Origin of the sequence: Niastella soli (assembly GCF_017742245.1) — a bacterium.
In the GTDB taxonomy this organism is placed as follows: Bacteria; Bacteroidota; Bacteroidia; order Chitinophagales; family Chitinophagaceae; genus Niastella; species Niastella soli.
In genome coordinates this window covers 977155-998647 of sequence record NZ_JAGHKO010000001.1, presented here as the reverse complement: position 1 = coordinate 998647, position 21493 = coordinate 977155, and the positions used below count along the sequence as shown (strand labels likewise).

Here is a 21493-nt window from a genome sequence, read left to right as displayed (position 1 = left end):
AAACTTGCCAGGCCGCTTTATTAATTGTGGCAACCTTTTAGCAACGGCATAAGATCAAATTTTATGCGGGTTTTTCATTTAACGGTTTAACACCTGAACGCAGGGTTGTTCATTGTCTTAGCTTTGGCGAAGCGGGATGAGTACGCTGCAACATGGCACCACTTAACAAATCAAAAAGGTTATTAACGCCGACAGAAAGAGCTGCTGAGATCCTGTTCGGCTTAATAATGACGCTCACATTTACCTGTTCAATCAGTGTTGCCAATGCCGGACAAGTGGACATCAGGCAATTATTGATTGGCGCGGTGGGTTGTAATCTTGCATGGGGCATTGTTGATGCCATCATGTTTCTTATTGGTGTGCTGGCCCAAAAAAGTCGGAATAAGAACATCTTTAATGCGGTTAAAAATTTAGAGACCGACAAAGCAAGAAAGTACCTTGCTGATGCTTTACCGCCTATTGTAGCCTCAGTTATTCCAGCGGAAGAACTGGATCAAATCAGGATAAAACTAACTAACCTGCCAAATTCAAGCGGGCATATTCAGTTGACCCCTCGTGACTTATTGAAATCAATAGCCGTTTTTCTCCTGATTTTCTTTTCAACTTTTACCGTTGCAGTACCATTTGTATTAATACATGATTCCATACTTGCATTACGTGTTTCAAACCTGGTTGCCATTATAATGATGTTCTTATGCGGGTGGTCTGTAGCCAGATACGTGGGATTTAATAAATGGCTGATGGGAACCATTATGGTAATCATAGGCGTACTGCTGGTTTTTATAACCATTGCACTGGGAGGGTAGTATGATAAAATATTTATTGCTTTTGTTAGGCATTGCTCCATTAAAATTGCTGGCACAGGAAAATAAAGTTGATTCAGGTGCTACATGGAATTTTTCTGCCTGGGCAGAAATGTTCATTCTACCCGGCGAAGAAGATTTTTTTAACCCAACCCTGTATGTTCGTCATAAAAACCTTCACCTGGAAGGCCGGTATAATTATGAAGACAGGAACACTGCTTCGTTTTGGGCGGGTAGAAGATGTAAGTTTGGTGAAGGGGTGAAATTTGTATTGGTGCCCATGGCTGCTGTGGTGGTTGGTAATACAAATGGACTGGCACCGGGTGTTGAAATGGAGATCATGTATCGAAAGTTGGATTTCTATGCGGAAAGTGAATACGTATTTGATTTTGAATCGAAGGAAGGTAATTTCTTTTATATGTATTCAGAACTGGCTGTACGTCCCATTAAACCAATACGCACTGGCCTTATTGCCCAACGAACAAAATTGTTTGAAACAAAATTTGAAATACAGCGCGGTTTTTTTGCGGAATATTATTTTGGCCGGTTCAGGGCTGGCGTTTTTTATTTTGATCCTTTTACTTCTGATAACTACTGGATAGCCTCTTTTAGCGTTGATTTTTAGCAATGCAAATAATAAAAGGTCCCGATGATTACATCGGAGCCTTCCACTGAACAATGCTGGCAAACAGAAATTCGTTATTGAAAGGTTTGTGATGTAATGATCTGCCCAGTATTTCAAGCCCTTCTATCTGGCTTTCAATGGAGTGTTTGGCTGAAAGTAATAACCGGGATATGACTGGTATTAATGTCGTTCTTCACTTTGTCCAGCAGTTGTATGCCATCCATTACCTGCATTATAATATCGCTTATGATCAGATCGGGAATAAGGCTTACGGCTTTTTGCCAGCCCTCTTCGCCATCTCTGGCAAACTCTATCGGGTAAATTTTTTTTAATTGTAAGTTCAGGAACTGGCGCATGTCGTGGTTGTCATCAACCAATAGTAGTAATGGCGCTTCGGGTTTTAAATCGGTTCTCATTGCAGCAGTGGTCGTTAGTGTAAACGGTTAGTTTGGGATCTTCAAATTAAAAAAAGATCTATGAGTAAGCAATGATACAGTTCATTAATGTGATGTATTATTTTACGGGAAAGCCTTATGGAGCGCCATATATGTTGAATACTTGTAATCTTCCCGGGTGGCAGGTACTAAATAATTTCAATCGGAAGCTTGCATATTCGCATACTCACTATGTATTTTAGCGATCTAATTAATCTAAACACTTCCCATGAAAATCAAAAGGATTATGCCCGTATCTGTGGCATTATGCATTATTATCTCCTGTTCCAAAAAAGATTCGTCCGGTGGTGATCCCACACCCCCAGGCCCTAAAATCGATTCATCAAAATGCCTGCTTACAGAGGTGAATTATGAGACTTTGAAGAACGCGCCTTATTACAATGATAATTTCACTATAACGTACGACAGTCTGAAAAGGGTTATACGCAAAGAAGCCATGTACTCATTCATTTTGTACTCTTATGAACCTGGTAAAGTTACCCTGCGTAGTTATATAAACAAGGTTGCCGATTCAAATTTAGCGAGCCGGGCCATTTATACACTTGACAATAATGGCCGTATTACTGACCACGAAAATTTTCTTTATAAGCCACCTACTAAATCAGAAAATGACTTTTGGCGTCAGGATAAAACCCTGTACGAATACAATGGTGATGGGTATCTTACTGGTTTGAAGACCTATGCTTTTGGAAAGACGCTTTCGGAAGAAACTAAATTGACTTATCAGAATGGCAACCTGACACAACGGGAAAATATCCATTATGAATATTCTATACCCCCGTACGCCAAGCTGAGTGCAGACACGATCAATTTCACATACGATAATACCCCGTGGTATCCGGAGGCTAGCTACCTGTATGAGATCAACGATTACAGACCCTTTAAAACCGACAAACCCAATAAGAACAATGTGACCGGCGTACAGTCAAAAGTGTATGGCTATTATGGCACTAATTTAAACTGGTATAAGTCTATCCAGTATGTGTATTCAGCAAAAGGTCCCAGGTTGGAAAAAGCAACTATGACGGCCACCACTACCAATGGCCAATCTATTATTACGAGCATTAGTTTTGGATTTAAGTGCGATTAAGACATAGGTTAAAGGTTTTCAAGCTAAAAGAGGGTGTCAAAGTTACTTTTGACACCCTTTATTCATTTACACCCCAATTGCCCCCAGCATTTGATGACCTCACAGGGACATAACAAGGACCTCACAGGGACCTAACAAGGACCTAACAGGGACCTAACAAGGACCTAACAGGGACCTGGAAGGGACAAAATCCCTGTTAAGTCCGGGTAAACTCCCCTGAAGCCACTCTCTGGTCCGTTTATTGTCCAAATCGACCCTATACAATGTCCAATCCGGGCCCTGTTGAAGCCATATATGGACAATACCTTTGTTGTACATACCAAATATTAAAACAATGACAACGCAACAAGCCATACTGACTACACAGGAAGTAGCCGCCCGTTTCAATGAACTGGCTCAACAGGAAAAGTGGTTCCAGATACAGGAAGAATTTTTTGCGGAGGATGTGAAAAGTATCGATCCTGCTCATTCGCCCTATATGGGTTATGCGGAAGGTAAGACCGATGTTCGCAGGAAAGGAGAGGAGTTTGTAAGCCGCATTACGGAATTGCACCGGGCTTACACCAGCGAACCGATTGTAACAGGTAATCATTTTGCGGTGACCAGGGAATTGGAGATTACGGTACAACCACATGGCAGGATCCAACTTCATGAGATCATGTTATATGAAGTGAAGGATGGTCAGATAGTGTCGGAGCAATTTTTTTATTAAGAAAACCGTTTTGCGCAAAACACAGCCAATATAGGTTAGTCAAAAGCCATTCTACAGTTCCTGCTACCTGTTCCTGCATTGTACATTTGGCTATATAAGCCAAACTACAATGAAACGTAACGATTCGCTGCAGCCCAATATTTTTTCGCGCCGCCAATGGCTGGGAAACCTGGCGCTTCCGGCAATTGCCGTTGCCGGTGCAGCTTTACCCAGCCTGGCTGTACAGGCAGCACCTGCTTCTACAAGCCAGTCGGATAACAACCTGCAAGGCGCCCGAATCTTTAATGTGCGTGATTTTGGGGCTAAAGGCGATGGGAAGACCCTTAACACCAAAGCCATACAGGCAGCAATTGATGCCTGTTATAATGAGCTGGGCGGAACTGTATTGATACCAGCGGGTGATTTTATTTGCGGAACAATAGAGTTAAAGTCGAATGTAACCTTGCACCTGTTATCCCAGGGCAGGTTACTGGGCAGCACCCGCCGCGAAGACTATGCGGCAGGCAAAGGAGTACCGCCAGGGAATGGGAATATTGTTTACGTTTATGCGGTAAACGCAGAAAATATTACTATTGAAGGACGAGGCACAATCGACGGAAACGGCCAGGCATTCTACAATGGTAAAGGTGATAATACTGGGCCGGGCCAGCATGGAGCAGGTGGTAATTTCGACCGGCCGCATTTGATCATATTCTATCAGTGTACCAATTTCCTGGTTCGGGATGTTTTTTTAACACGCAGTGCGTACCATTGCTTCCGCATATTGCATTGTAAACAGGTGCAGCTACAAGGAATTAGAATATATAACCGGGTAAATAAGAACAACGATGGATTTCACTTTAACGACAGCCAGTATGTGCACATCACAAACTGCGATATACAATGCCAGGACGATGCCTGTGCCCTTTTTGGCAGCAACCAGTTTGTTACTGTCACCAATTGCAGCTTTAGTACACGGTGGTCGATCTTTCGATTTGGCAGCGGCGAAGCGCAAAATATTGTAGTAAGCAATTGTTTGATCTATGAAACATATGGCTGCCCCATAAAGATCAGTTCGGGGAAGGCCCGGGTAGAAAATCTTAGCTTCTCGAATATTATTATGCGGAACGTGACCGGGCCCATCGGCATTGGTTTTACCGGTAAGAGCAACACGGACAGTGAAAGCAGTGAACCACTTTCCTATGTGCGTAATATCTCATTTAATGGCATTCGGGCAACCGTAGTGGAAAAACCGGTTAATCACCCGGATATCCCGTTTGATGTAAAAGTGTTCGATGGAGAGATCAGCTCCTGCATAACCTTGAACGGCGTGGGAAAGGCCTTTCTTGAAAACATCAGTTTTACTGATGTGCATGTTACCTATGCAGGCGGAGGCACAAAAGAACAGGCGTTAAAGAGGGAGGTGCCTCAAGTGGCAGCTGAATATTTTAGTGTATGGGGAACAACGCCTTTTGGCGCGCCCGCCTATGGGATGTATGCCCGTAATGTAAAAAATTTAACGCTGCATAATGTACGTTTTGAATATGAAAACCCCGATGCCCGCCCAGCCGTAATATTTGATAATGTGCAGGATGCGTCTATAACAGGCTTAAGCGCCCGAGGGAGCGCCGGTTCTGAGCTGATCAGGCTCATTAACTCAAAAGATGTATTGATCGCCGCCGCCCGTGTATTAAGCAGTGCCGCTGCATTTTTACAGGTAGAGGGCGAAGGAAGCGACGGTATTGTTGTAAATGGCGGAGATCTTCGCAAAGCGCTAAAGCCCCTTGTACTTGAAAAAGGAGCGGGGCAGCATTCAGTAGAAATGGGATAGAGGGAAACGAAATTTGACTAAAGGAATTATAAAAAAGAGCCCCGACGGTGCCGTCGGGGCTTTTTCGTGGCTAATGAGGAGTGAAAGTTCTTATACATCCGCTTCTTTTTTAGGTGTCGGCTTCAGCACCGCCATACCTTTCTTGCCATGTACCAACATTTTTAATGTTCTTCTTTTTAAAGAGATGGTAATGGTGCCCTGGCCTTCTTCTGCCATTTGACGGTAACCCGACAGGATATCAGAATACGACAACACACCCAGCACATTGTTGTTGGTGCGGTCAACCACAGGCAGCACATCTACATTTTCTGAGGCCATCAACTGCACTGCCGTTTTTAAGGTATTGCGGGGTGAGATCACCGTAGCCTTTCTCTTAATGAGCGTTTCAATGGGTTGCGAAATTTCGTGGTGCATACTGAACAGATTGGAGGCGCTGACGATGCCCTTGAAGATGCCTTCATTGTTCACCACAATATAATAATTGCGTTGTTGATCTTTTTGCTGTGCCAGCCAGCTTCTTACTTCATTGATAGTGGTATTGCCATTGATGACAGTAGCATCGGATAATACCTGTTCAACCATGATCTTTTCCAATACATCGGGTTGATAAATATCAGGTGTTTTAACGCCACGACGTGCGATCTTTTCCGTCATGATGGTATGTTCCATTAAGAAGTAAGAAACAATATAGGCGGCAATACAACCCGCCAGCAGAGGCAATAAAGCGTTTTCCTGACCTGTGGTTTCAATGGCGAATATGATAGAGGTAAGTAATGCCCGGGAGGCGCCTGCAAACATGGCTGACATGCCAATTAAAGCGGCCATTGAAACGCTGATGCCTGCTTGTGGGAAGATGGCCATAGCGCCAATTCCCAATGCAGCACCTGTTGCGCCACCAATGGTTAACAGGGGCGCCAGGGTACCGCCTGAAGTTCCACTGCCCAGCGCAATGGCCCATGAAATAAATTTCATCACAGCCAGCGATACGATCAGTTGTAAAGTCATTTGGCCCGATAAAACGTGGGTGATATTCTCATATCCAACGCCCAGTGTATAGGGGGCAAAATAACCTACTATCCCTACGGCCAAACCGCCGATGGCGGGCCACCATGCCCAATGGATAGGCAGCTTTTCAAAGGCGTCTTCAATAAGGTATACTAATTTGGTAACGCCGGCAGCCAGCAGTCCGATAAGTACGCCGATCATACTGTAGGTGATCAGCGCCATATTCGAAGGTGCTTCTAAAACAGGTGATGGAAATACCGGTCCTGATTCAAATAACAAATGGTGGCCGGCAGCTCCGGTAATACAAGCCAGTGCCACAGGGATAATAGAGCGGGGGGAAAATTCAAACAACAACAGTTCAATAGCCAGGAAAATAGCGGCTACCGGACTTCCAAAAATGGCCGACATCCCGGCTGTTGCCCCGGCCGTAAGCAGGATCTTTCTTTCGTAAGCACTTATGCGGAAGAGTTGTCCAATAGTGGACCCCAATGCACCACCTGTTGCAATGATCGGCCCTTCTGCACCAAAAGGTCCACCGGTACCAATGGAAATGGCCGATGAAAGGGGCTTTAAATAAGTAATACTGGGTCTTATTTTGCTATTGTTAGTCAGGATCTGTTCCATGGCTTCGGGAATACCGTGCCCCCGGATAGCTTTTGAGCCATACAAAGCCATTAACCCTACGATCAATCCACCAATGGCAGGAATGATGATCACAAACAAACCATAATGGTGGCTGCCGGGATTGCCGGGTTCAACAGACCATTGATGATGAAAGGCCAGATTGGTGAAGATGTTAATGAGGTATACCAGTCCTTTTGCAATAAAGCTGATACAAACGGCTACTGCTACGGCGAACCCCGACATTACGGCAAGTCTTTTTTTATTACCTGCCTGCGCCTGGTTCATGTCATTAAGGCTCATTGTTTCGTCGAGCGATACAGAGATAGGGATACGATTGTGTGAATGTTTAGCTGAGTGGTCCATTTATTCGATGTTAGGTTCGTTTACCAATTTTTGCAAGGCAATCGAATTATTTATTTTTATCCGCTTACCAGTTGAAGTAATGATGTCTTCGGCCACGAGATTGGTAAATAATTTAAAAACAGTCTCATAGGTGGTGCCTGCGTAGGAGGCAATATCCTGCCGGCTAATTGGTATGCTTATGTATTGTTCGGTGTCGGTCCCAAACAGGGTTGCTATTTCAAGTAAAGCCTGCGCCACTCTGCTTTTTACTTCCATTAATGCCAGGTCGCGCATGCGCTTCTCCGCATTTTGCAGTTCGGTGGCATACACTTGTAATAAGCGGTAGGTAAATGCCGGATTGGTTTTAAGTGTGGCTTCCAGAAAACTATTGGGGATATAACAAACTTTTGAATCTTCGAGGCAGGTAGCTGAAACAGGAAATACGTGGGTGGCGCCAAAACCGCGATGCCCCAATACATCTCCTGCTTTGGCAAAGCGAACGATCAGTTCCCGCTGTTCCCCCCATTGTTTGTGCACTTTTATGGTGCCTGAGGTAATAAAGAAAATGCCTTCCACCGGGTTGCCTTCTTTAAAGATCAGGGTGCCTTTCTTTAACTGTAATGTCTTCTTTTTGATTGCAATAAGCTCTTTCCACTCTGAGATACAATACTTACATAGAAAGCAACTAGTGAGGTCGCATGAATTATAAGGCATGATGCAAAATTAATCATTTTTTGCATAGGTTCTTCTGTTAAAATATTGCGATGGCAATATTGTGTAGGAAAAATATATAATTTTACGGTTCAAAATATTAAGACGGCAATATTTTATCTCTCCCTTCAGAACGACCTGTTTTTTGGGAACCACCCTTCTTTTTTACATTTTAAACCATAAGGTTATGAATTCTTATTTGACCACTTTCTCCAAAGCCTTGTTAACCGGAGTTTTTGCAGGCATTTCAGCTACTTTTATCTGTATCATTTACAATGTTATTTTCAGGGATGAAACCGGCTACCAGTTGTTCAATTTGATCAATGTATCGTCGCTCATCTTCGGAGTTAATATTCTGTTTATGTTAATTGGGATCATTTATTACTGGTTCATAAAATATATGAAGCGTGGTGGCGAAATACTTTACATAGGAGTGTTTATCCTCATCACCGTGTTTTGTATCCTGAAAACCTATGGCATTCATCGTACTGATGACCAGGCTGCGAATATTGAGTTCCATCACCTGTTGATAGCCATGATAGTTATTTTAAGTATTGCCGCATCTATAGGTATTCCGGTGATGTTTCACAGCAAGCGTTTTGAGGAACATGTGTTGTAAGATAAGTCCCCAGCGGTAATATGCGTAGACGGTATTTTTGAAACATTATGTATCTTCGGTTCTGGAAATCAATATATCAGGCGAATGGTAGAAGTGTTTCAAAAATACCTTGCTGATAAAATGCCCCTTTCTGATGCAGATTGGGCGGTTATAGAACGGGTTTGTATCATTAAAAAATTAAGAAAGAATCAGTACCTGTTACAGGAAGGCGATGTGTGGCGATACCATGCTTTTGTTTGTAAAGGATGCTTGCGCAGGTATAGCATTGATGCGAAAGGAATAGAACATATTCTTCAATTCTCCTGTGAAAATTGGTGGACTGGCGACAGGGACAGTCTGATGAATAAAACGCCTTCAAAATATAATATTGACGCAATTGAAGATTCTTCTGTATTGGTGATAAGAAATGAAGATTTCGAAATGTTATGCCAGCAGTTGCCTGCTTTTAACAACCTGATAAATCAGATTTTGTTCAGGAGCCTGAATGCTTCCCAGGAAAGAATTAATTCCACCATTAGCCTTACTGCAGAAGAAAAATACCTGCATTTTATAAATACCTTTCCCTTGCTTGCCAACAGAGTTCCACGTCATATGATAGCTTCTTACCTGGGTATTACGCCAGAAACGCTTAGCAGAATAAAAGGCAATCTTTCAAAAAACAAACAGTAAGGGACGAATTCCCTTGATATTTGTCAAGGATCTTTGTAGCATTTGTCAATGGTGACAACCTCCTGACAGCGGTAGTTTTGTGTTGTAAATGATTTAAAACTTACAAACACAAACTATGTCAAAGACGATATTAATTACAGGAACAAGTACTGGTTTTGGTAAACTGATGACCCAAACACTGGCCGGTGAAGGCCATACTGTTATTGCAACCATGCGTGGTGTTGATGGAAAAAACGCTGCTGCTGCAAAAGAACTGGCGGCTTTACCCAACGTTGAGGTGGTTGAGATGGACGTAACAAGTGATGAGTCGGTTAATAATGCGATAGGCAAAGTGCTAGCCAGGCATGGTCAAATTGACGTGCTGGTGAATAATGCTGCTGTGACGGGGTTTGGACTGCTGGAAGCTTATTCGCTTGATCAGATCAGAAATATGTTTGAGGTAAACTTTTATGGCGTGTTGCGCACTTATCAGGCTGTTCTTCCTTCCATGCGTAAACATAAAAAGGGATTGATCATCAACATTACTTCTGGCGCCAGCGGCCACACCCTGCCCTTTATGGTGCCTTACATGGCATCCAAGTTTGGAGTGGAAAGCATTACCGAAGGCTTACAGGATGAACTAAGTGATTATGGTATTGAAAATGTGAGCGTTCAACCAGGTGTTTACCCCACAGAAATGAATAATGGCAGCAAGACAGGTCTTCATGCCAACAAACCGGCCATTGCTGCTGAATATGGGGACGCAGCGGCTAATAAATTGAATGCCCTTGGCGCCGGTTTATTTGGCAAAATGACTGAGTTTAAGATGGACCCGCAAACGATCGCTGACGGAATTGTCGCATTGGTGAATATGAAAAATGGCACGCGCCCATTACGGTATCCCCTCGATGCTATTGCCCAGGGTACCGATGTAGAATTCATTGAGGCAAGGGCCGAGATCAAAAAGAGATGGGTTGCTAAATATAGTTGAGTAATATCCGCCCGCATTGTTTAAAAAACTTGCGGGCGGGTACCCCTCCCAGGCTGGCACCCATATTCAGCATTGTCTCTTGATAATGCTTTTACAGTTTCCAGCCCAATACCGGCATAACCGCTGCGGAATTTGATTCCATGATGGAAACCTGGTATCGTTCCCTTCCTGCCGCAAAAATATCCCCTACACCGGTTAACTGGTCTGCAAGCCAATGAAGAGGACCTTTGGCAGGGAAGGGATGCCATTCAGGAAAAGGCGCTTTCGTATGCAAGAAAGTATAAATAAAGAACTTTGGTATGCCGATAGAAAAATTACCTGTATTTTAAGCGTCCGAATATTCCCTTAAACTTCTATGAAACAAATTTTCCTATACCTGTTGTTGTTGGCTACCGTGACAGTCTTTGCCCAAAAGAATACACAGCTTAAAATAAATATAAAAGCAGATAGTAGCCGGCTCGACAAGCTTTACAGACTGATGCCCGATACAATAAGCTTTTATACGTTACCGGAGAATAAACTGGCTTTAGAAGTTCCCGAGGAATTGATCAAGCGGTCTTTTGAAATAAGCAATATAGCGGTTGGTACCTATCTGGTAAAATATAGGAATATGTTCCGCCAACCAATGACGCGCCAGGTCACTTTGACTGAAAAGAATACAAACGAAATTTTTCTCTGTGTAGATTCACTTGACAATTACCCTCAGAATACGCTTTCCAGGTTGAAGGATAAAGAGTCTGTTGTATTAAATGTCTGTGCTACTTATTGCGGAGGTTTCGATTCTTCTCATCTTGTTATAACCAGGAAACGGGATCATTTTTCGGCGGAGGAGTATAGGGTTTATAGAGAGTTCATCTATGATAAAGGGATGGTTGAAGACGAGCCAGGTACTCGCGCTGTTGTTTTGAATGAGCAGCAAATAGAGGAGTTTGTAAGATTTGAAAATGAACTGCCTCAGTTAAATAATACGAAATCCGAAAAGTTTGGGGATGATGGGCGGGTTATGGTTGTAACATATACTTGCACTACTACGGAACGATATTCGATAAAAAGTAAATATTTTAATTTTGAAAAGACTGATGATGACTGTAGATGGAAAGGGTTTAGCCATTTGTTGATTTCCTTTTTTGGCAGCCTGAGGTAAGCACGGGTTGACCCATCCCTTAACAATTCCGTCTAATCATTTGTTATTACCTTTGATTTATATAAGCGCATAGTTGGTTATAATTCAATTGTAATACAATGGATAAGAAGATTCCCACTGAAAGTCTGCTGGATTATTATGCAAGAACGGGCCATGCCATTACAAAAGACCATTTACCCATAACGAGTGAAGTGGGGCATTTCAATGTGCGAATGACCACCGTATGTACCCGTAAAACGCCTTTTAACCGGCGGGATTATTTCAAGATCTGCATATGTACAGGTTCGGAGCGGGGTTTTGGCACCCTGATCTATGATGACCGGGAAATACAGTTGAATCAGCCCAGTATCATTTTTACCAATCCATCGGTTCCCGCTTCTATTGAGATCTCGAAAATGAGCCGCTACGGCTGCATATTTAATAAGCAGTTCATTGAAGGGCAAATGTCACCCGATGTGCAATATGCCAGCCCCTTGTTCAATCCAACCCTGTTTCCTGTTATTGCGATCCCTGAAGAAGAAATTGACCGGGTAAACGGTTACTTTGCTGAAATGCAACGCTTGCAGGAGTCAGATTACCCTTTCAGATGGGATATGATCCGGAATATATTGCAGTTATTGATCCATGAAGGGATCCGGTTACAGCAACAACAGGTTGTACAGGCCGGGGTTGTTCGTGACCGGCTGGCAAATACCTTCTTTTCTTTATTAAACCAGCAATTCCCCGTTGACTCACCGGAAAATTCGTTAAAACTGTTAACACCGGCTCATTTTGCCGACCAGTTGCACGTGCATGTGAACCATTTGAATAGTGTTATTAAAAAAAGCACCGGCAAATCTACCCGCGTAATTATTCATGAACGCATCGTTACGGAAGCCAAGGCCTTATTGCGTAATACCAGCTGGAATGTGGCTGAAATTGGCTATGCTCTTGGTTTTGAATACCCTTCCCACTTTAATAAGTACTTTAAACAGTTTACTGCGGTAACGCCTATGGAGTTCAGGTCGAACAGCGCGGCGGTACCCGTCCTTTGATTTGTATAATCATCCCTTTGAATGGTATAATTTAGGTAGCGCCCTGGTTGATTAATTTTACAGCGTCAATTAAACGAAATCAACCATGAGGAACATTACACAATCGAGGATCCGTTCAAACACGTACATGGCACTAGGCTTAATTCCGCTTTCCGGCTTTGCTATGGATGTTTATATCCCATCGCTGCCAGACATGGCTTTGCAGCTACACACAACACCCGCAGCTATTCAATTAACGCTTTCTTTATTTATTATAAGTTATGGTATATCCCAGCTGATAGTAGGTGGTTTGCTTGACAGCTACGGACGCTACTGGCCCACCATGATCTCAATGCTGGCTTTCAGCGCTGCCAGCTTTGCTATAGCTTTTGCACAAAATATTAATGTGATATATGCCATGCGTATCGTACAGGGTTTTACGGTGGCGGTGATTGTGGTGGCGAAACGATCGTTTTTTGTGGATGTATATAAAGGCGAAGAGTTGAAGAAATACACCAGTTTGTTTTCTGTTATCTGGGCAATAGGCCCTATCGTGGCGCCTTTTCTCGGTGGCTTTTTTCAAACAAGCTGGGGCTGGACTTCCAACTTTATCTTCCTGGGTCTTTTCAGTTTAGCTTTCTTTTTAATTGAAATATCAATAGGTGGTGAATCACAAAAGACCGCCCAGCCATTCAGTGTTCGTACTATTCTTAGTACTTATGGCAAAATGGTAAAAACGCCTGACTTTACAGCTGGGATGATCATTCTGGGACTTGCTTATGCAATGATATTGCTATATGGTATGGCCAGTCCGTTCCTGATTGAGCAACGGCTACATTTTAATCCACACGTAACCGGCTATTGTGCGCTGTTCTCGGGTGTATCGGTAATGGTGGGTGGTACTTTATCGAGGATGCTGATCTCAAAACCATTTGTAAAGAAACTCTTGTTCGCTTCCGTGCTGCAACTGGTAGCAGTAGCATTGTTGATCACATTGACCTCCTTTTACCAAAGCTTACCTACCCTGTTGTTGTACGTGTTCCTGGTGCATAGCACCGGTGGATTTATCTTCAACAACCTGATGTCATACTGTTTGATCCGCTTTCCGCAATATGCAGGCAAAGCAGCCGGGTTGGTAGGCGGTGGTTTTTCTGTAGTGACTTCCATCTTAAGTTCATTGCTGGTAAATTTCTTAAGTATAACCAATCAAACAGTACTGGGTATTGGTTATGGGGTATTAGTAGTGGGCGTTTTGTTCACCATCATAAAAACGAAATGGATAGTAAACGAAAGACCGGCAATAAGTGAAAGCGCAGAACGCAGTCCGGCAACTGCTGCAGCGTAGGATGAAATTTGGGATTCAGGAATGTATATATAATGTTTGTTTAGGACAACAAGCCCTGGAGGTACCGCCAGGGCTTTGTTGTTTTTGATCTTTGAATAATTACTTCGCTTCTTTTCGCTTAAAATAGTTTTGCCACAGGAAAAAGACGACAAAGGCCCAGAAGAACAGGGCTACCCAAATATTCAAATTGTCGCCGGTATAATTCACCGGCATCATATCATTTAGTTCGCTGTTATATATTACGGGCAGTTGATCATTGGCTTTTAGTTTATCATAATCTGCTTCTTCGAGGGGGATCATTCTTTTTTCATTGTCACATTGAACCCAGGCCTCATAGGTCATCCACCAGGAATCTCCTCTTTTTGAATTGCGTTGGTATTCGGTGCTGATTACGGTAACTGTTTTTGGTGCACCTTCATTTTTGATCTTATTAAAATACTGGTTGTATTGCCAGCCGTTATAAGTGAAATACAACGCAACGCCAATTATCCCGGCGGTTACAATAAGCCGTCCTGCATGGGCTAGTAAAGGTATATGCACAAAGCTGCTGATAAGGCCCATAGCCAGCAATGTACAGGCAGTAGCAAGCAGCAGGGTAAGTAACAGCCATTTTCGTTCATCGTTCCACATGCTTACAAATGAAAAATCAAGCAGGCGGGAGCGATTGGTCCTTTCATTAAAATGTAGTTGTTTACTGGCCTGCCGGAAGGCATTATACTGTGGGTGGTACAGTAAGGTCAATTTGTCGCCCTCATTCACCCAGCCTGAATCCTGGATATAGCGGGCGTTATAGGTTTGACCATTGTAATTAAATGTGATGTAAACGTTATTGGAGAACTGATCGTACCACACGCGGTTTTGCCGGTCGGTGGCAGTTACCTCCACCTTTACAGGGTGGCCCTCCTTGATAAATTGTTGCAACTCTTTTTCGTTGTCGTATAACCGCCAGCTGCCCCAGGTGAGGTAGCCCAATAACACGACAAGGATCACTGACCAAACCCAACTGTAGAAATTCCTGGCTAAAGTAATTAGTCCTTTTAGCATTGCTTTTATTTTGTAAAGATTGCCAAATTAAGGATTAAGGCATTTCACTCAAATGGGTCAGGTGGCATATGTTGCGGTCTGTTAAGAACATTTTAACTACAGTTTAGAAATCATTGATTACCCGGGTTTGAAATATTTAATTTTTTTTATCTTTTTGTGGTATGAAATTAGCAGATGAGCGAACCATCAACCCCATTAGTATGAAGAATGTATTTTTCCTGTCCCTTGCGTTTATGTCCAGTGTTGCGATGGAAGCCAGTCCGGTTACCCACCCTCGTCCTGATAAAGTGTCGCCTGTGGTAACAAAAGCTCCGAATGAATATGCGAGTATGGCAGATGATGTGCTTAAATATGTGAACGAATACCGCCGCAAAAAAAGATTGCCGGCCCTTGCGATGAATAGTGCAATGATTGCAGAAGCTATAAAGCACAGTGAAAATATGGCGGCGCGGCGTACGTCCTTTGGTCACAACGGATTTCAGGGCCGCTGGAACAGAATTTCATCAGCCCTTAACGGCGTTTCAGAAATAGCAGAGAACGTGGCAATGGGCAGCACTACGGCCAGACAAGTGGTTGATAGATGGTTAAAAAGCCCCGTGCATAAAGAGAACATTGAAGGCAATTACAACATAACCGGAATTGGTATTGCCGCCGATAAAAAAGGTGTTTTATATTTCACGCAAATATTTGCTACTAACTAGGATTTGTTTTGCGAAGGTGGTTGATAGCAGGGCGCATCGGTTGAGCATCTTGCCATCATCCACTTTTTTTATTGTTCATATTTAGTAGAGGCCGGCTTCATTATCAAATTATTATCTTCATGGCCTGGAGTTATTGATCGCTCGCAGCTGTGTTAAAAATTCTCAAATTTGCCAAATAATCATAAATTCGAATTCGACCAACTAATTGTATCCGGTGTTACATCCCTTAAAAGATACTGGTATTTTACAGGCGATTGCGCAGGATGATGAACGCGCATTCAATAACTTGTTCGTTGAGTATCATCAACAACTGGGTTATTTTGTATTCTCTGTTACCCGCTCAAAAGAACTTACCGAAGAGATCATTCAGGATGTTTTTGTAAAGTTGTGGGAGAACAGACAACAGTTGCCCGCCGTAAAAAACTTCCCCGCTTACTTATTTATTATTACCCGCAATCATACCCTCAACGCCATTAGAAAGCAGGCCCAGGCAACAAAAAAACAGGAAGCCATCGCTGAACATTACGAACTCTCGGCAGCTAATGAACCAGTTGTCGAAGACAATCTATACGCGTTGCTGGATAGTGCCGTAGACAAGTTACCGGTGCAACAGAAAAAAGTATATCTACTAAGGCAACAGGGACTTAAAAACGCTGACGTGGCCTATCTACTGGATATATCCGTCAATTCAGTAAAAAAATACCAGCAGTGGGCTACCCAAACGATTGTAAAACTGATAAAAGCCGGGCCATTTACCGGGATCATTTTCCTTACTTCAACTTTTTTTTAATTTTTTTCATTTTCCATATCTCCCTTTTTCACCTTTCTGTGTCTTTAATAATAAATGCGTAGTTATGCTATGCCCATATTGAAGCCGGTAAGGATAACTACAAGAATCAACATATGGCTATGTCAAGGCTCGATACGCTAATTGAACGCTTCCGCAATAAAACGATCAGTGATGAGGAGCACGCAGAATTATTAAGTCTGCTGTCGCGGGAGGAACATGCACGTACGGCCCGGAAATTCTTTAGGGAAATAATGGATAGCCAAAGTGGCACGGAGCCAATTTTTAGCGCCAGAGAAAGCCAGCAGCTATATACATCTATACAGCAAACCATTCAGTCAAAAGAAGAAACGCAGCCGGTACGGATGTTCCCAATTTGGAAATGGGCGGGTGTTGCAGCAGCAGCTTGCGTTTTATTTGTCACCAGTTACTGGTTAATGCAACCACGCGAACCTAAAGCCATAACAACGGTTGCGGAAACAAAGCAGGTTCTGCCTGACCTGCAACCTGGTAATAAAAATAAAGCCATTCTGGTACTGGCAGATAATAAGCAGATCGTACTTGATTCCACAAATGCCGGCCTGTTGAGTTTACAGGGAAATTCCCGGGTACGGAAAGAAGAGAATGGTCAGATCATTTATGAAAGTGGCGATCTGTCAGGCAAACCAGTTGCACATGTGTACAATGAATTGTATATTCCCAATGGGGGCGAGTATTCGCTGGTACTGGCTGATGGAAGTAAGGTATGGCTTAACTCCGCTTCCCGCATAAAATTCCCCGTGACCTTTACCGGTAATACCAGAGAGGTGGAGATAAATGGGGAGGCATATTTTGAAATAGCCAAAGACAAAACAAAGCCTTTTAAAGTGCATTTCAATTCATCCACGGTAGAGGTACTGGGCACCCATTTCAATATAAATTCCTACGATGATGAAAATAGGCAGGCAGTTACTTTGTTGGAAGGGTCGGTGAAAGTGGCGAATGGTGAATCTGTTTACGCCAGGACTTCGGAGGACAAGACAGTAATTTTAAAACCAGGCGAACAGGCGACCTTATTCCGAAAATCCCAAACAGCTCACCCCATCTCAGTTCAGCCAGTTGATGTAGAACAGGCCGTGGCCTGGAAGAATGGGTATTTTATGTTTGTTGATGAGGATATAAAAAGCATTATGCGGAAACTGGCCCGTTGGTACGATTTCACTCCAGTGTACCAGGGGAATGTTGATGAAGAACAATTTGGGGGGATGATCTCCAGATTCAGAAATATTTCAGATGTGCTTATGATGTTCGAGTCTACCGGTACCATTCATTTCAAAATAATTCCGGGAGATAACTCAGGTAAAGGCAGAAAGATCATTATCACGAAGTAACACTATTATTAAACCATCCTGTAGTGCAGGCACCGGCGGTTGCAAAACACCGCCCGGAAGGCTATTCACTTTTCTTAAATGAAGCAACGTCCATTTAAAAATATATAACTAACTGAACGTATGAAATCTGGTATGTTTCTCAAACAGGTCATATTGGTAGTGCTCCTGTTTCCATGTAGTGCCGGTTTGTTTGCCCAGCGTGTAACACTCAATGAGCGCAATAAGCCATTGACAGATATCTTCAGGGAGATCAGGAAGCAGAGTGGGTTCGATTTTATTTACAATGTAAAAGCGATAAAAAAGCTCCCCAATGTTTCCGTTAATGTAGTGAATACGGACGTGTCGGATGTATTGAGCAAGTGTTTATCGGGCACCGCTCTTGGTTTTGAAGTAAGCAACAAAAGTATCATTATAAAGGAAACGGCTGTTAAACCGGTTGAACAACCAAAAACAACCCCACCGGTAAACATCCATGGCAAGGTCACCGATAGCAAAGGAGCGCCATTGGCGGGTGCTACGGTAAGAACAAAACAGTCGAACCGGTCAACCGTCACCAACGACAATGGGGAGTTTGACCTGGCAAATGTGGATGAAAAGGACATTGTTGTTATTTCCTATACAGGGTTTGTTACAAAAGAGTTTCCGGCCACCAGCAGTGCGTTGCGTTCAATAGTGCTTACCGAGTTTATGCAGAACATGGGTGAAGTAGTGGTAGTAGGTTATGGTACTACTAAGAAAATAAATCTAACTGGTGCCGTATCACAGGTAAGTGGAGAGGCCATCAATCAACGACCAACCGCTAATATCATTACATCCCTGCAGGGTTTGTTGCCTGGTTTGAATATTCAATCTGAACATGGAGACCCTACCAGGAACCCTGAGATCAATATCAGGGGATTCAATTCCCTTAACGGCGGATCACCGCTGGTATTGGTAGACGGCATAGAAGGAAGTATCGATCGCATCAATCCCATGGATGTGGAAAGTGTTTCCGTATTGAAAGATGCGGCTTCTGCAGCGATCTATGGGGCCCGCGGCGCTTTTGGCGTAATATTGATCACCACTAAAAAAGGGAAAGAGGGTAAGGTCCAGATCAATTACAGCAACAACTTTGGTCAAACAAGACCCACTACCCGCACTGATTATGTATCGAACCCTTATGAGTATGGTAAAATAGTGGATGCTGCCTTGTCCGGTTATAATGGTACTACATATACCGGTTATACCGATGCCGATTATGAGAAATTACAACAGGTAGTTGCAGGGGAGCGCGAGCCATTCCATGAAATACAACCCAATGGCAGCTATAAATTCTTTTATAACACCAACTGGTACGATTACCTTTTCAGACAATGGCAGGCATCAAGCAGTCATAACCTGTCCATCTCAGGCGGTAGCGATAAATTACAGGGGTATTTAAGTGCCCGGATCTACAATACGCAAAGCATACAGAACATCAACGATGCTGATTTTAAAAAATACAACCTCAGGGGTAATTTAAAGGTAAAGGCCAACAGTTGGCTGGAGATTGGGTATAATACCCAGTTAAACACCGACAATAATCTGGAGTATGCCGGCGCCAAAGCGGGGTATGGTGGTTTGTGGAGTAATACAACCTGGTATTTCCTTTTCCCATTTTACCCAACCGAAATTGATGGGGTTCCGTTTGACTTTTTTGCCAGTGGCGCACAGGGCGCCCTGCACGATAGATCGAACTACATAAAAACCCGGCGTGACCAACTGGTAAATACCTTAAGTGGAAAGATCACACCTTTTAAAGACCTGCAACTTAACATCGATTACAGCAATACTATTTATCAGGTGGCCCAAACCACCCGATTGAACCAGTTCAACTATTTAAGCGGCGATAAAATCTTACCAACAACAGGCGGGGTGAACCGGTTGATTGAAGACCGCAACCGTGTTTATTATAATGTGTTGAATATATATGGCACGTATGCAAAAAGCATTCGGGAAAAGCATAACCTGAAATTGTTATTGGGTTATAACCAGGAAGAAAGGAATTCAGATAATGTAACGGCCGGAGAAAATGGTTTATTAGCCAATAACCTCGCCAGTTTGAATTTGGGAACGGAAATGTATTCGGCTACTGGTAGTGGTTCCACCTCAGGTATCCAGGGGTATTTTGGCCGGTTCAACTATGATTTCAAAAATAAATACCTGCTCGAAGTAAATGCCCGCTACGATGGTTCGTCCAAGTTCCCGAAAGAAAGCCGCTGGGGTTTTTTCCCATCTATATCTGCAGGCTGGTATGTAAGCCGCGAGCATTTTTTTGAACCTTTAAAAGGAGTAGTGAGCTCATTAAAGTTGAGAACATCCTATGGAAAGCTGGGTAATCAGAGTATTAATGACAATACTTTCAGAGAATTGCTTTTAGCCAAAAAGACCAGCTGGGTCGTCAATAACTTACAACAAAACTATTTGACGGCGCCAGCGCCCCTGCCTAAAGTAGTAGGTTGGGAAAATTCCCGCACGATCGATTTCGGCGCAGACCTCGGATTTCTCAATGATCGCCTGACAGCTTCTTTCGATTGGTATGAAAAGAATGTGGAAGGTATGTACCTGCCTGGCCAGCCGCTGCCTTCGGTATTTGGCGCTGAAGAGCCCAAAGAAAATATTGCCAGTTTGCGTAATCGTGGTTTTGAGCTCAGTGTAACCTACAATAATACGTTCAATGTATTGGGCAGTCCATTACATGTAAGGGCCACCGCCAGCACGTACAATTTTAAGGGAGTTATCACCAAATATCCCAATCCCAATGGTTTAATGAATACGTACTGGGAAGGGCAAAAGCTGGGCACCATTTATGGGTACAAAATTGATGGGCAATTCCAAAGCGATAAAGAGGCGAGGGAATATGAGAACAGTTATAAAAACCCCAGCGCCAACCTGGGCCAGGTGTATAACTACGAGTTGAATGTTGTGCAGAATACTGAATGGAAACACCTGCGAGCCGGCGATCTCAAATACGTAAACCTCAATGGCGACTCCGCCATTAATAAAGGCAAAAATACACTGGCCGATCATGGTGATATTACTGCTATCGGAAATGCCATGCCTACCTGTCCCTTTGGGTTTAACATCAGTGCCGACTGGAAAAATTTTGACCTGTCAATATCCGGGGCCGGTGTAGCCAAACAGGATTGGTATCCCTCCGGTGATATTTACTGGGGCACTTATGAACGGCCTTATTTATCGTTCATTCGCAAAGACCTGGCAAGCAATGCCTGGACGGCAGATCATCCCAACAACCGCTATCCGCAAATAAACCGCGGCTACGCCGCTCTGAATACAAGTGGGATGCGTTCACTGGGTGAAACCAATAGTTATTACCTCACCAATGTCGGCTATTTACGGGTGAAGAACCTGACCATAGGGTATACGATGCCGGAAAAACTGATGAAGCGTGCACAAATACAAAGATTGCGGGTATACATCAGTGCTGAGAATATGTTTACCTGGCGATTTGGTAACCTTACCAGGTACCTCGATCCGGAAATGGCCGGAGCCGGAGTTAGTTATTCAGATCCCAAAGATGCGGCCACCCGCGGAAGGGCTGAAGACTACCCTATTGGCAAAGTATTCTCTGCAGGCATCAACCTTACACTCTAAATCATGATCTTAAAAGTAATT

19 protein-coding genes are annotated in these 21493 nt (G+C 43.3%); 15 read left to right on the top strand and 4 right to left on the bottom strand.

What is annotated here, in order from left to right; genetic code table 11:
• Positions 1-152 precede the first annotated feature (152 nt).
• Complete coding sequence (locus J7I42_RS03910) at positions 153-806, top strand: VIT1/CCC1 transporter family protein (protein WP_209137463.1); 654 nt, start codon at positions 153-155, stop codon at positions 804-806.
• 22 nt (positions 807-828) lie between these two features.
• Positions 829-1428, top strand: coding sequence for a hypothetical protein (locus J7I42_RS03905; protein WP_209137462.1), 600 nt, complete (start codon positions 829-831; stop codon positions 1426-1428).
• A 134-nt stretch (positions 1429-1562) separates the two neighbouring features.
• On the opposite strand, the gene J7I42_RS03900 is transcribed toward J7I42_RS03905, so the two are convergent.
• A complete protein-coding gene (locus J7I42_RS03900; RefSeq protein WP_209137461.1) occupies positions 1563-1844 on the bottom strand; it encodes a response regulator in 282 nt (93 codons plus the stop codon).
• A 247-nt stretch (positions 1845-2091) separates the two neighbouring features.
• Here J7I42_RS03900 and J7I42_RS03895 point away from each other — a divergent pair, with 247 nt between their 5' ends.
• The 3 genes from J7I42_RS03895 to J7I42_RS03885 all read left to right on the top strand — a co-directional run bounded on the left by J7I42_RS03895 (position 2092) and on the right by J7I42_RS03885 (position 5495).
• Positions 2092-2973 carry a hypothetical protein gene (locus J7I42_RS03895; protein WP_209137460.1) on the top strand — a complete coding sequence of 294 codons (882 nt, stop codon included), beginning with the start codon at positions 2092-2094 and terminating at the stop codon, positions 2971-2973.
• A gap of 334 nt (positions 2974-3307) precedes the next feature.
• Positions 3308-3685 carry a nuclear transport factor 2 family protein gene (locus J7I42_RS03890; RefSeq protein ID WP_209137459.1) on the top strand — a complete coding sequence of 126 codons (378 nt, stop codon included), beginning with the start codon at positions 3308-3310 and terminating at the stop codon, positions 3683-3685.
• Between the two features lie 109 nt (positions 3686-3794).
• Positions 3795-5495, top strand: coding sequence for a glycoside hydrolase family 28 protein (locus J7I42_RS03885; protein WP_209137458.1), 1701 nt, complete (start codon positions 3795-3797; stop codon positions 5493-5495).
• Positions 5496-5585: 90 nt separating this feature from the next.
• Here J7I42_RS03885 and J7I42_RS03880 read toward each other — a convergent pair whose 3' ends face one another.
• Both J7I42_RS03880 and J7I42_RS03875 read right to left on the bottom strand, forming a co-directional pair.
• Positions 5586-7487 carry a chloride channel protein gene (locus J7I42_RS03880; protein WP_209137457.1) on the bottom strand — a complete coding sequence of 634 codons (1902 nt, stop codon included), beginning with the start codon at positions 7485-7487 and terminating at the stop codon, positions 5586-5588.
• The gene (locus tag J7I42_RS03875; protein WP_209137456.1) at positions 7488-8180 is read right to left on the bottom strand and encodes a Crp/Fnr family transcriptional regulator; all 693 of its coding nucleotides are present in this window, start codon (positions 8178-8180) and stop codon (positions 7488-7490) included.
• 184 nt (positions 8181-8364) lie between these two features.
• Here J7I42_RS03875 and J7I42_RS03870 point away from each other — a divergent pair, with 184 nt between their 5' ends.
• The 6 genes from J7I42_RS03870 (at position 8365) to J7I42_RS03845 (ending at position 13937) form a co-directional block, all read left to right on the top strand.
• Positions 8365-8796 carry a hypothetical protein gene (locus J7I42_RS03870; protein WP_209137455.1) on the top strand — a complete coding sequence of 144 codons (432 nt, stop codon included), beginning with the start codon at positions 8365-8367 and terminating at the stop codon, positions 8794-8796.
• Positions 8797-8880: 84 nt separating this feature from the next.
• Positions 8881-9465: a Crp/Fnr family transcriptional regulator gene (locus tag J7I42_RS03865; RefSeq protein WP_209137454.1), complete on the top strand. Its 585-nt coding sequence runs from the start codon at positions 8881-8883 to the stop codon at positions 9463-9465.
• A gap of 115 nt (positions 9466-9580) precedes the next feature.
• A complete protein-coding gene (locus tag J7I42_RS03860; protein WP_209137453.1) occupies positions 9581-10435 on the top strand; it encodes an SDR family oxidoreductase in 855 nt (284 codons plus the stop codon).
• 355 nt (positions 10436-10790) lie between these two features.
• On the top strand, positions 10791-11579 hold the full coding sequence (locus tag J7I42_RS03855; RefSeq protein ID WP_209137452.1) for a hypothetical protein: 789 nt from the start codon (positions 10791-10793) through the stop codon (positions 11577-11579).
• 98 nt (positions 11580-11677) lie between these two features.
• On the top strand, positions 11678-12613 hold the full coding sequence (locus tag J7I42_RS03850) for a helix-turn-helix domain-containing protein (protein ID WP_209137451.1): 936 nt from the start codon (positions 11678-11680) through the stop codon (positions 12611-12613).
• 127 nt (positions 12614-12740) lie between these two features.
• A complete protein-coding gene (locus J7I42_RS03845; protein WP_209137450.1) occupies positions 12741-13937 on the top strand; it encodes an MFS transporter in 1197 nt (398 codons plus the stop codon).
• A gap of 99 nt (positions 13938-14036) precedes the next feature.
• Here J7I42_RS03845 and J7I42_RS03840 read toward each other — a convergent pair whose 3' ends face one another.
• Entirely contained in the window at positions 14037-14981 is a 945-nt protein-coding gene (locus J7I42_RS03840) for a hypothetical protein (protein WP_209137449.1), read from the bottom strand.
• Positions 14982-15142: 161 nt separating this feature from the next.
• Here J7I42_RS03840 and J7I42_RS03835 point away from each other — a divergent pair, with 161 nt between their 5' ends.
• From J7I42_RS03835 to J7I42_RS03820, 4 genes are all read left to right on the top strand, one after another.
• The gene (locus J7I42_RS03835) at positions 15143-15682 is read left to right on the top strand and encodes a CAP domain-containing protein (RefSeq protein WP_209137448.1); all 540 of its coding nucleotides are present in this window, start codon (positions 15143-15145) and stop codon (positions 15680-15682) included.
• A gap of 214 nt (positions 15683-15896) precedes the next feature.
• Positions 15897-16472, top strand: coding sequence for an RNA polymerase sigma factor (locus tag J7I42_RS03830; RefSeq protein ID WP_209137447.1), 576 nt, complete (start codon positions 15897-15899; stop codon positions 16470-16472).
• A 119-nt stretch (positions 16473-16591) separates the two neighbouring features.
• Positions 16592-17839, top strand: coding sequence for a FecR family protein (locus J7I42_RS03825; RefSeq protein ID WP_209137446.1), 1248 nt, complete (start codon positions 16592-16594; stop codon positions 17837-17839).
• Between the two features lie 120 nt (positions 17840-17959).
• Positions 17960-21472 (top strand): TonB-dependent receptor, encoded by a 3513-nt coding sequence (locus J7I42_RS03820; RefSeq protein WP_209137445.1) that lies wholly within the window; start codon positions 17960-17962, stop codon positions 21470-21472.
• Positions 21473-21493 lie beyond the last annotated feature (21 nt).

Coding starts and splice junctions, on each gene's coding strand:
- J7I42_RS03885 (WP_209137458.1), top strand. CDS start 3,795: ATGAAACGTAACGATTCGCTGCAGCCCAATATTTTTTCGCGCCGCCAA.
- J7I42_RS03890 (WP_209137459.1), top strand. CDS start 3,308: ATGACAACGCAACAAGCCATACTGACTACACAGGAAGTAGCCGCCCGT.
- J7I42_RS03910 (WP_209137463.1), top strand. CDS start 153: ATGGCACCACTTAACAAATCAAAAAGGTTATTAACGCCGACAGAAAGA.
- J7I42_RS03875 (WP_209137456.1), bottom strand. CDS start 8,180: ATGCCTTATAATTCATGCGACCTCACTAGTTGCTTTCTATGTAAGTAT.
- J7I42_RS03850 (WP_209137451.1), top strand. CDS start 11,678: ATGGATAAGAAGATTCCCACTGAAAGTCTGCTGGATTATTATGCAAGA.
- J7I42_RS03895 (WP_209137460.1), top strand. CDS start 2,092: ATGAAAATCAAAAGGATTATGCCCGTATCTGTGGCATTATGCATTATT.
- J7I42_RS03900 (WP_209137461.1), bottom strand. CDS start 1,844: ATGAGAACCGATTTAAAACCCGAAGCGCCATTACTACTATTGGTTGAT.
- J7I42_RS03855 (WP_209137452.1), top strand. CDS start 10,791: ATGAAACAAATTTTCCTATACCTGTTGTTGTTGGCTACCGTGACAGTC.
- J7I42_RS03860 (WP_209137453.1), top strand. CDS start 9,581: ATGTCAAAGACGATATTAATTACAGGAACAAGTACTGGTTTTGGTAAA.
- J7I42_RS03820 (WP_209137445.1), top strand. CDS start 17,960: ATGAAATCTGGTATGTTTCTCAAACAGGTCATATTGGTAGTGCTCCTG.
- J7I42_RS03825 (WP_209137446.1), top strand. CDS start 16,592: ATGTCAAGGCTCGATACGCTAATTGAACGCTTCCGCAATAAAACGATC.
- J7I42_RS03865 (WP_209137454.1), top strand. CDS start 8,881: ATGGTAGAAGTGTTTCAAAAATACCTTGCTGATAAAATGCCCCTTTCT.
- J7I42_RS03880 (WP_209137457.1), bottom strand. CDS start 7,487: ATGGACCACTCAGCTAAACATTCACACAATCGTATCCCTATCTCTGTA.
- J7I42_RS03835 (WP_209137448.1), top strand. CDS start 15,143: ATGAAATTAGCAGATGAGCGAACCATCAACCCCATTAGTATGAAGAAT.
- J7I42_RS03845 (WP_209137450.1), top strand. CDS start 12,741: ATGGCACTAGGCTTAATTCCGCTTTCCGGCTTTGCTATGGATGTTTAT.
- J7I42_RS03840 (WP_209137449.1), bottom strand. CDS start 14,981: ATGCTAAAAGGACTAATTACTTTAGCCAGGAATTTCTACAGTTGGGTT.
- J7I42_RS03870 (WP_209137455.1), top strand. CDS start 8,365: ATGAATTCTTATTTGACCACTTTCTCCAAAGCCTTGTTAACCGGAGTT.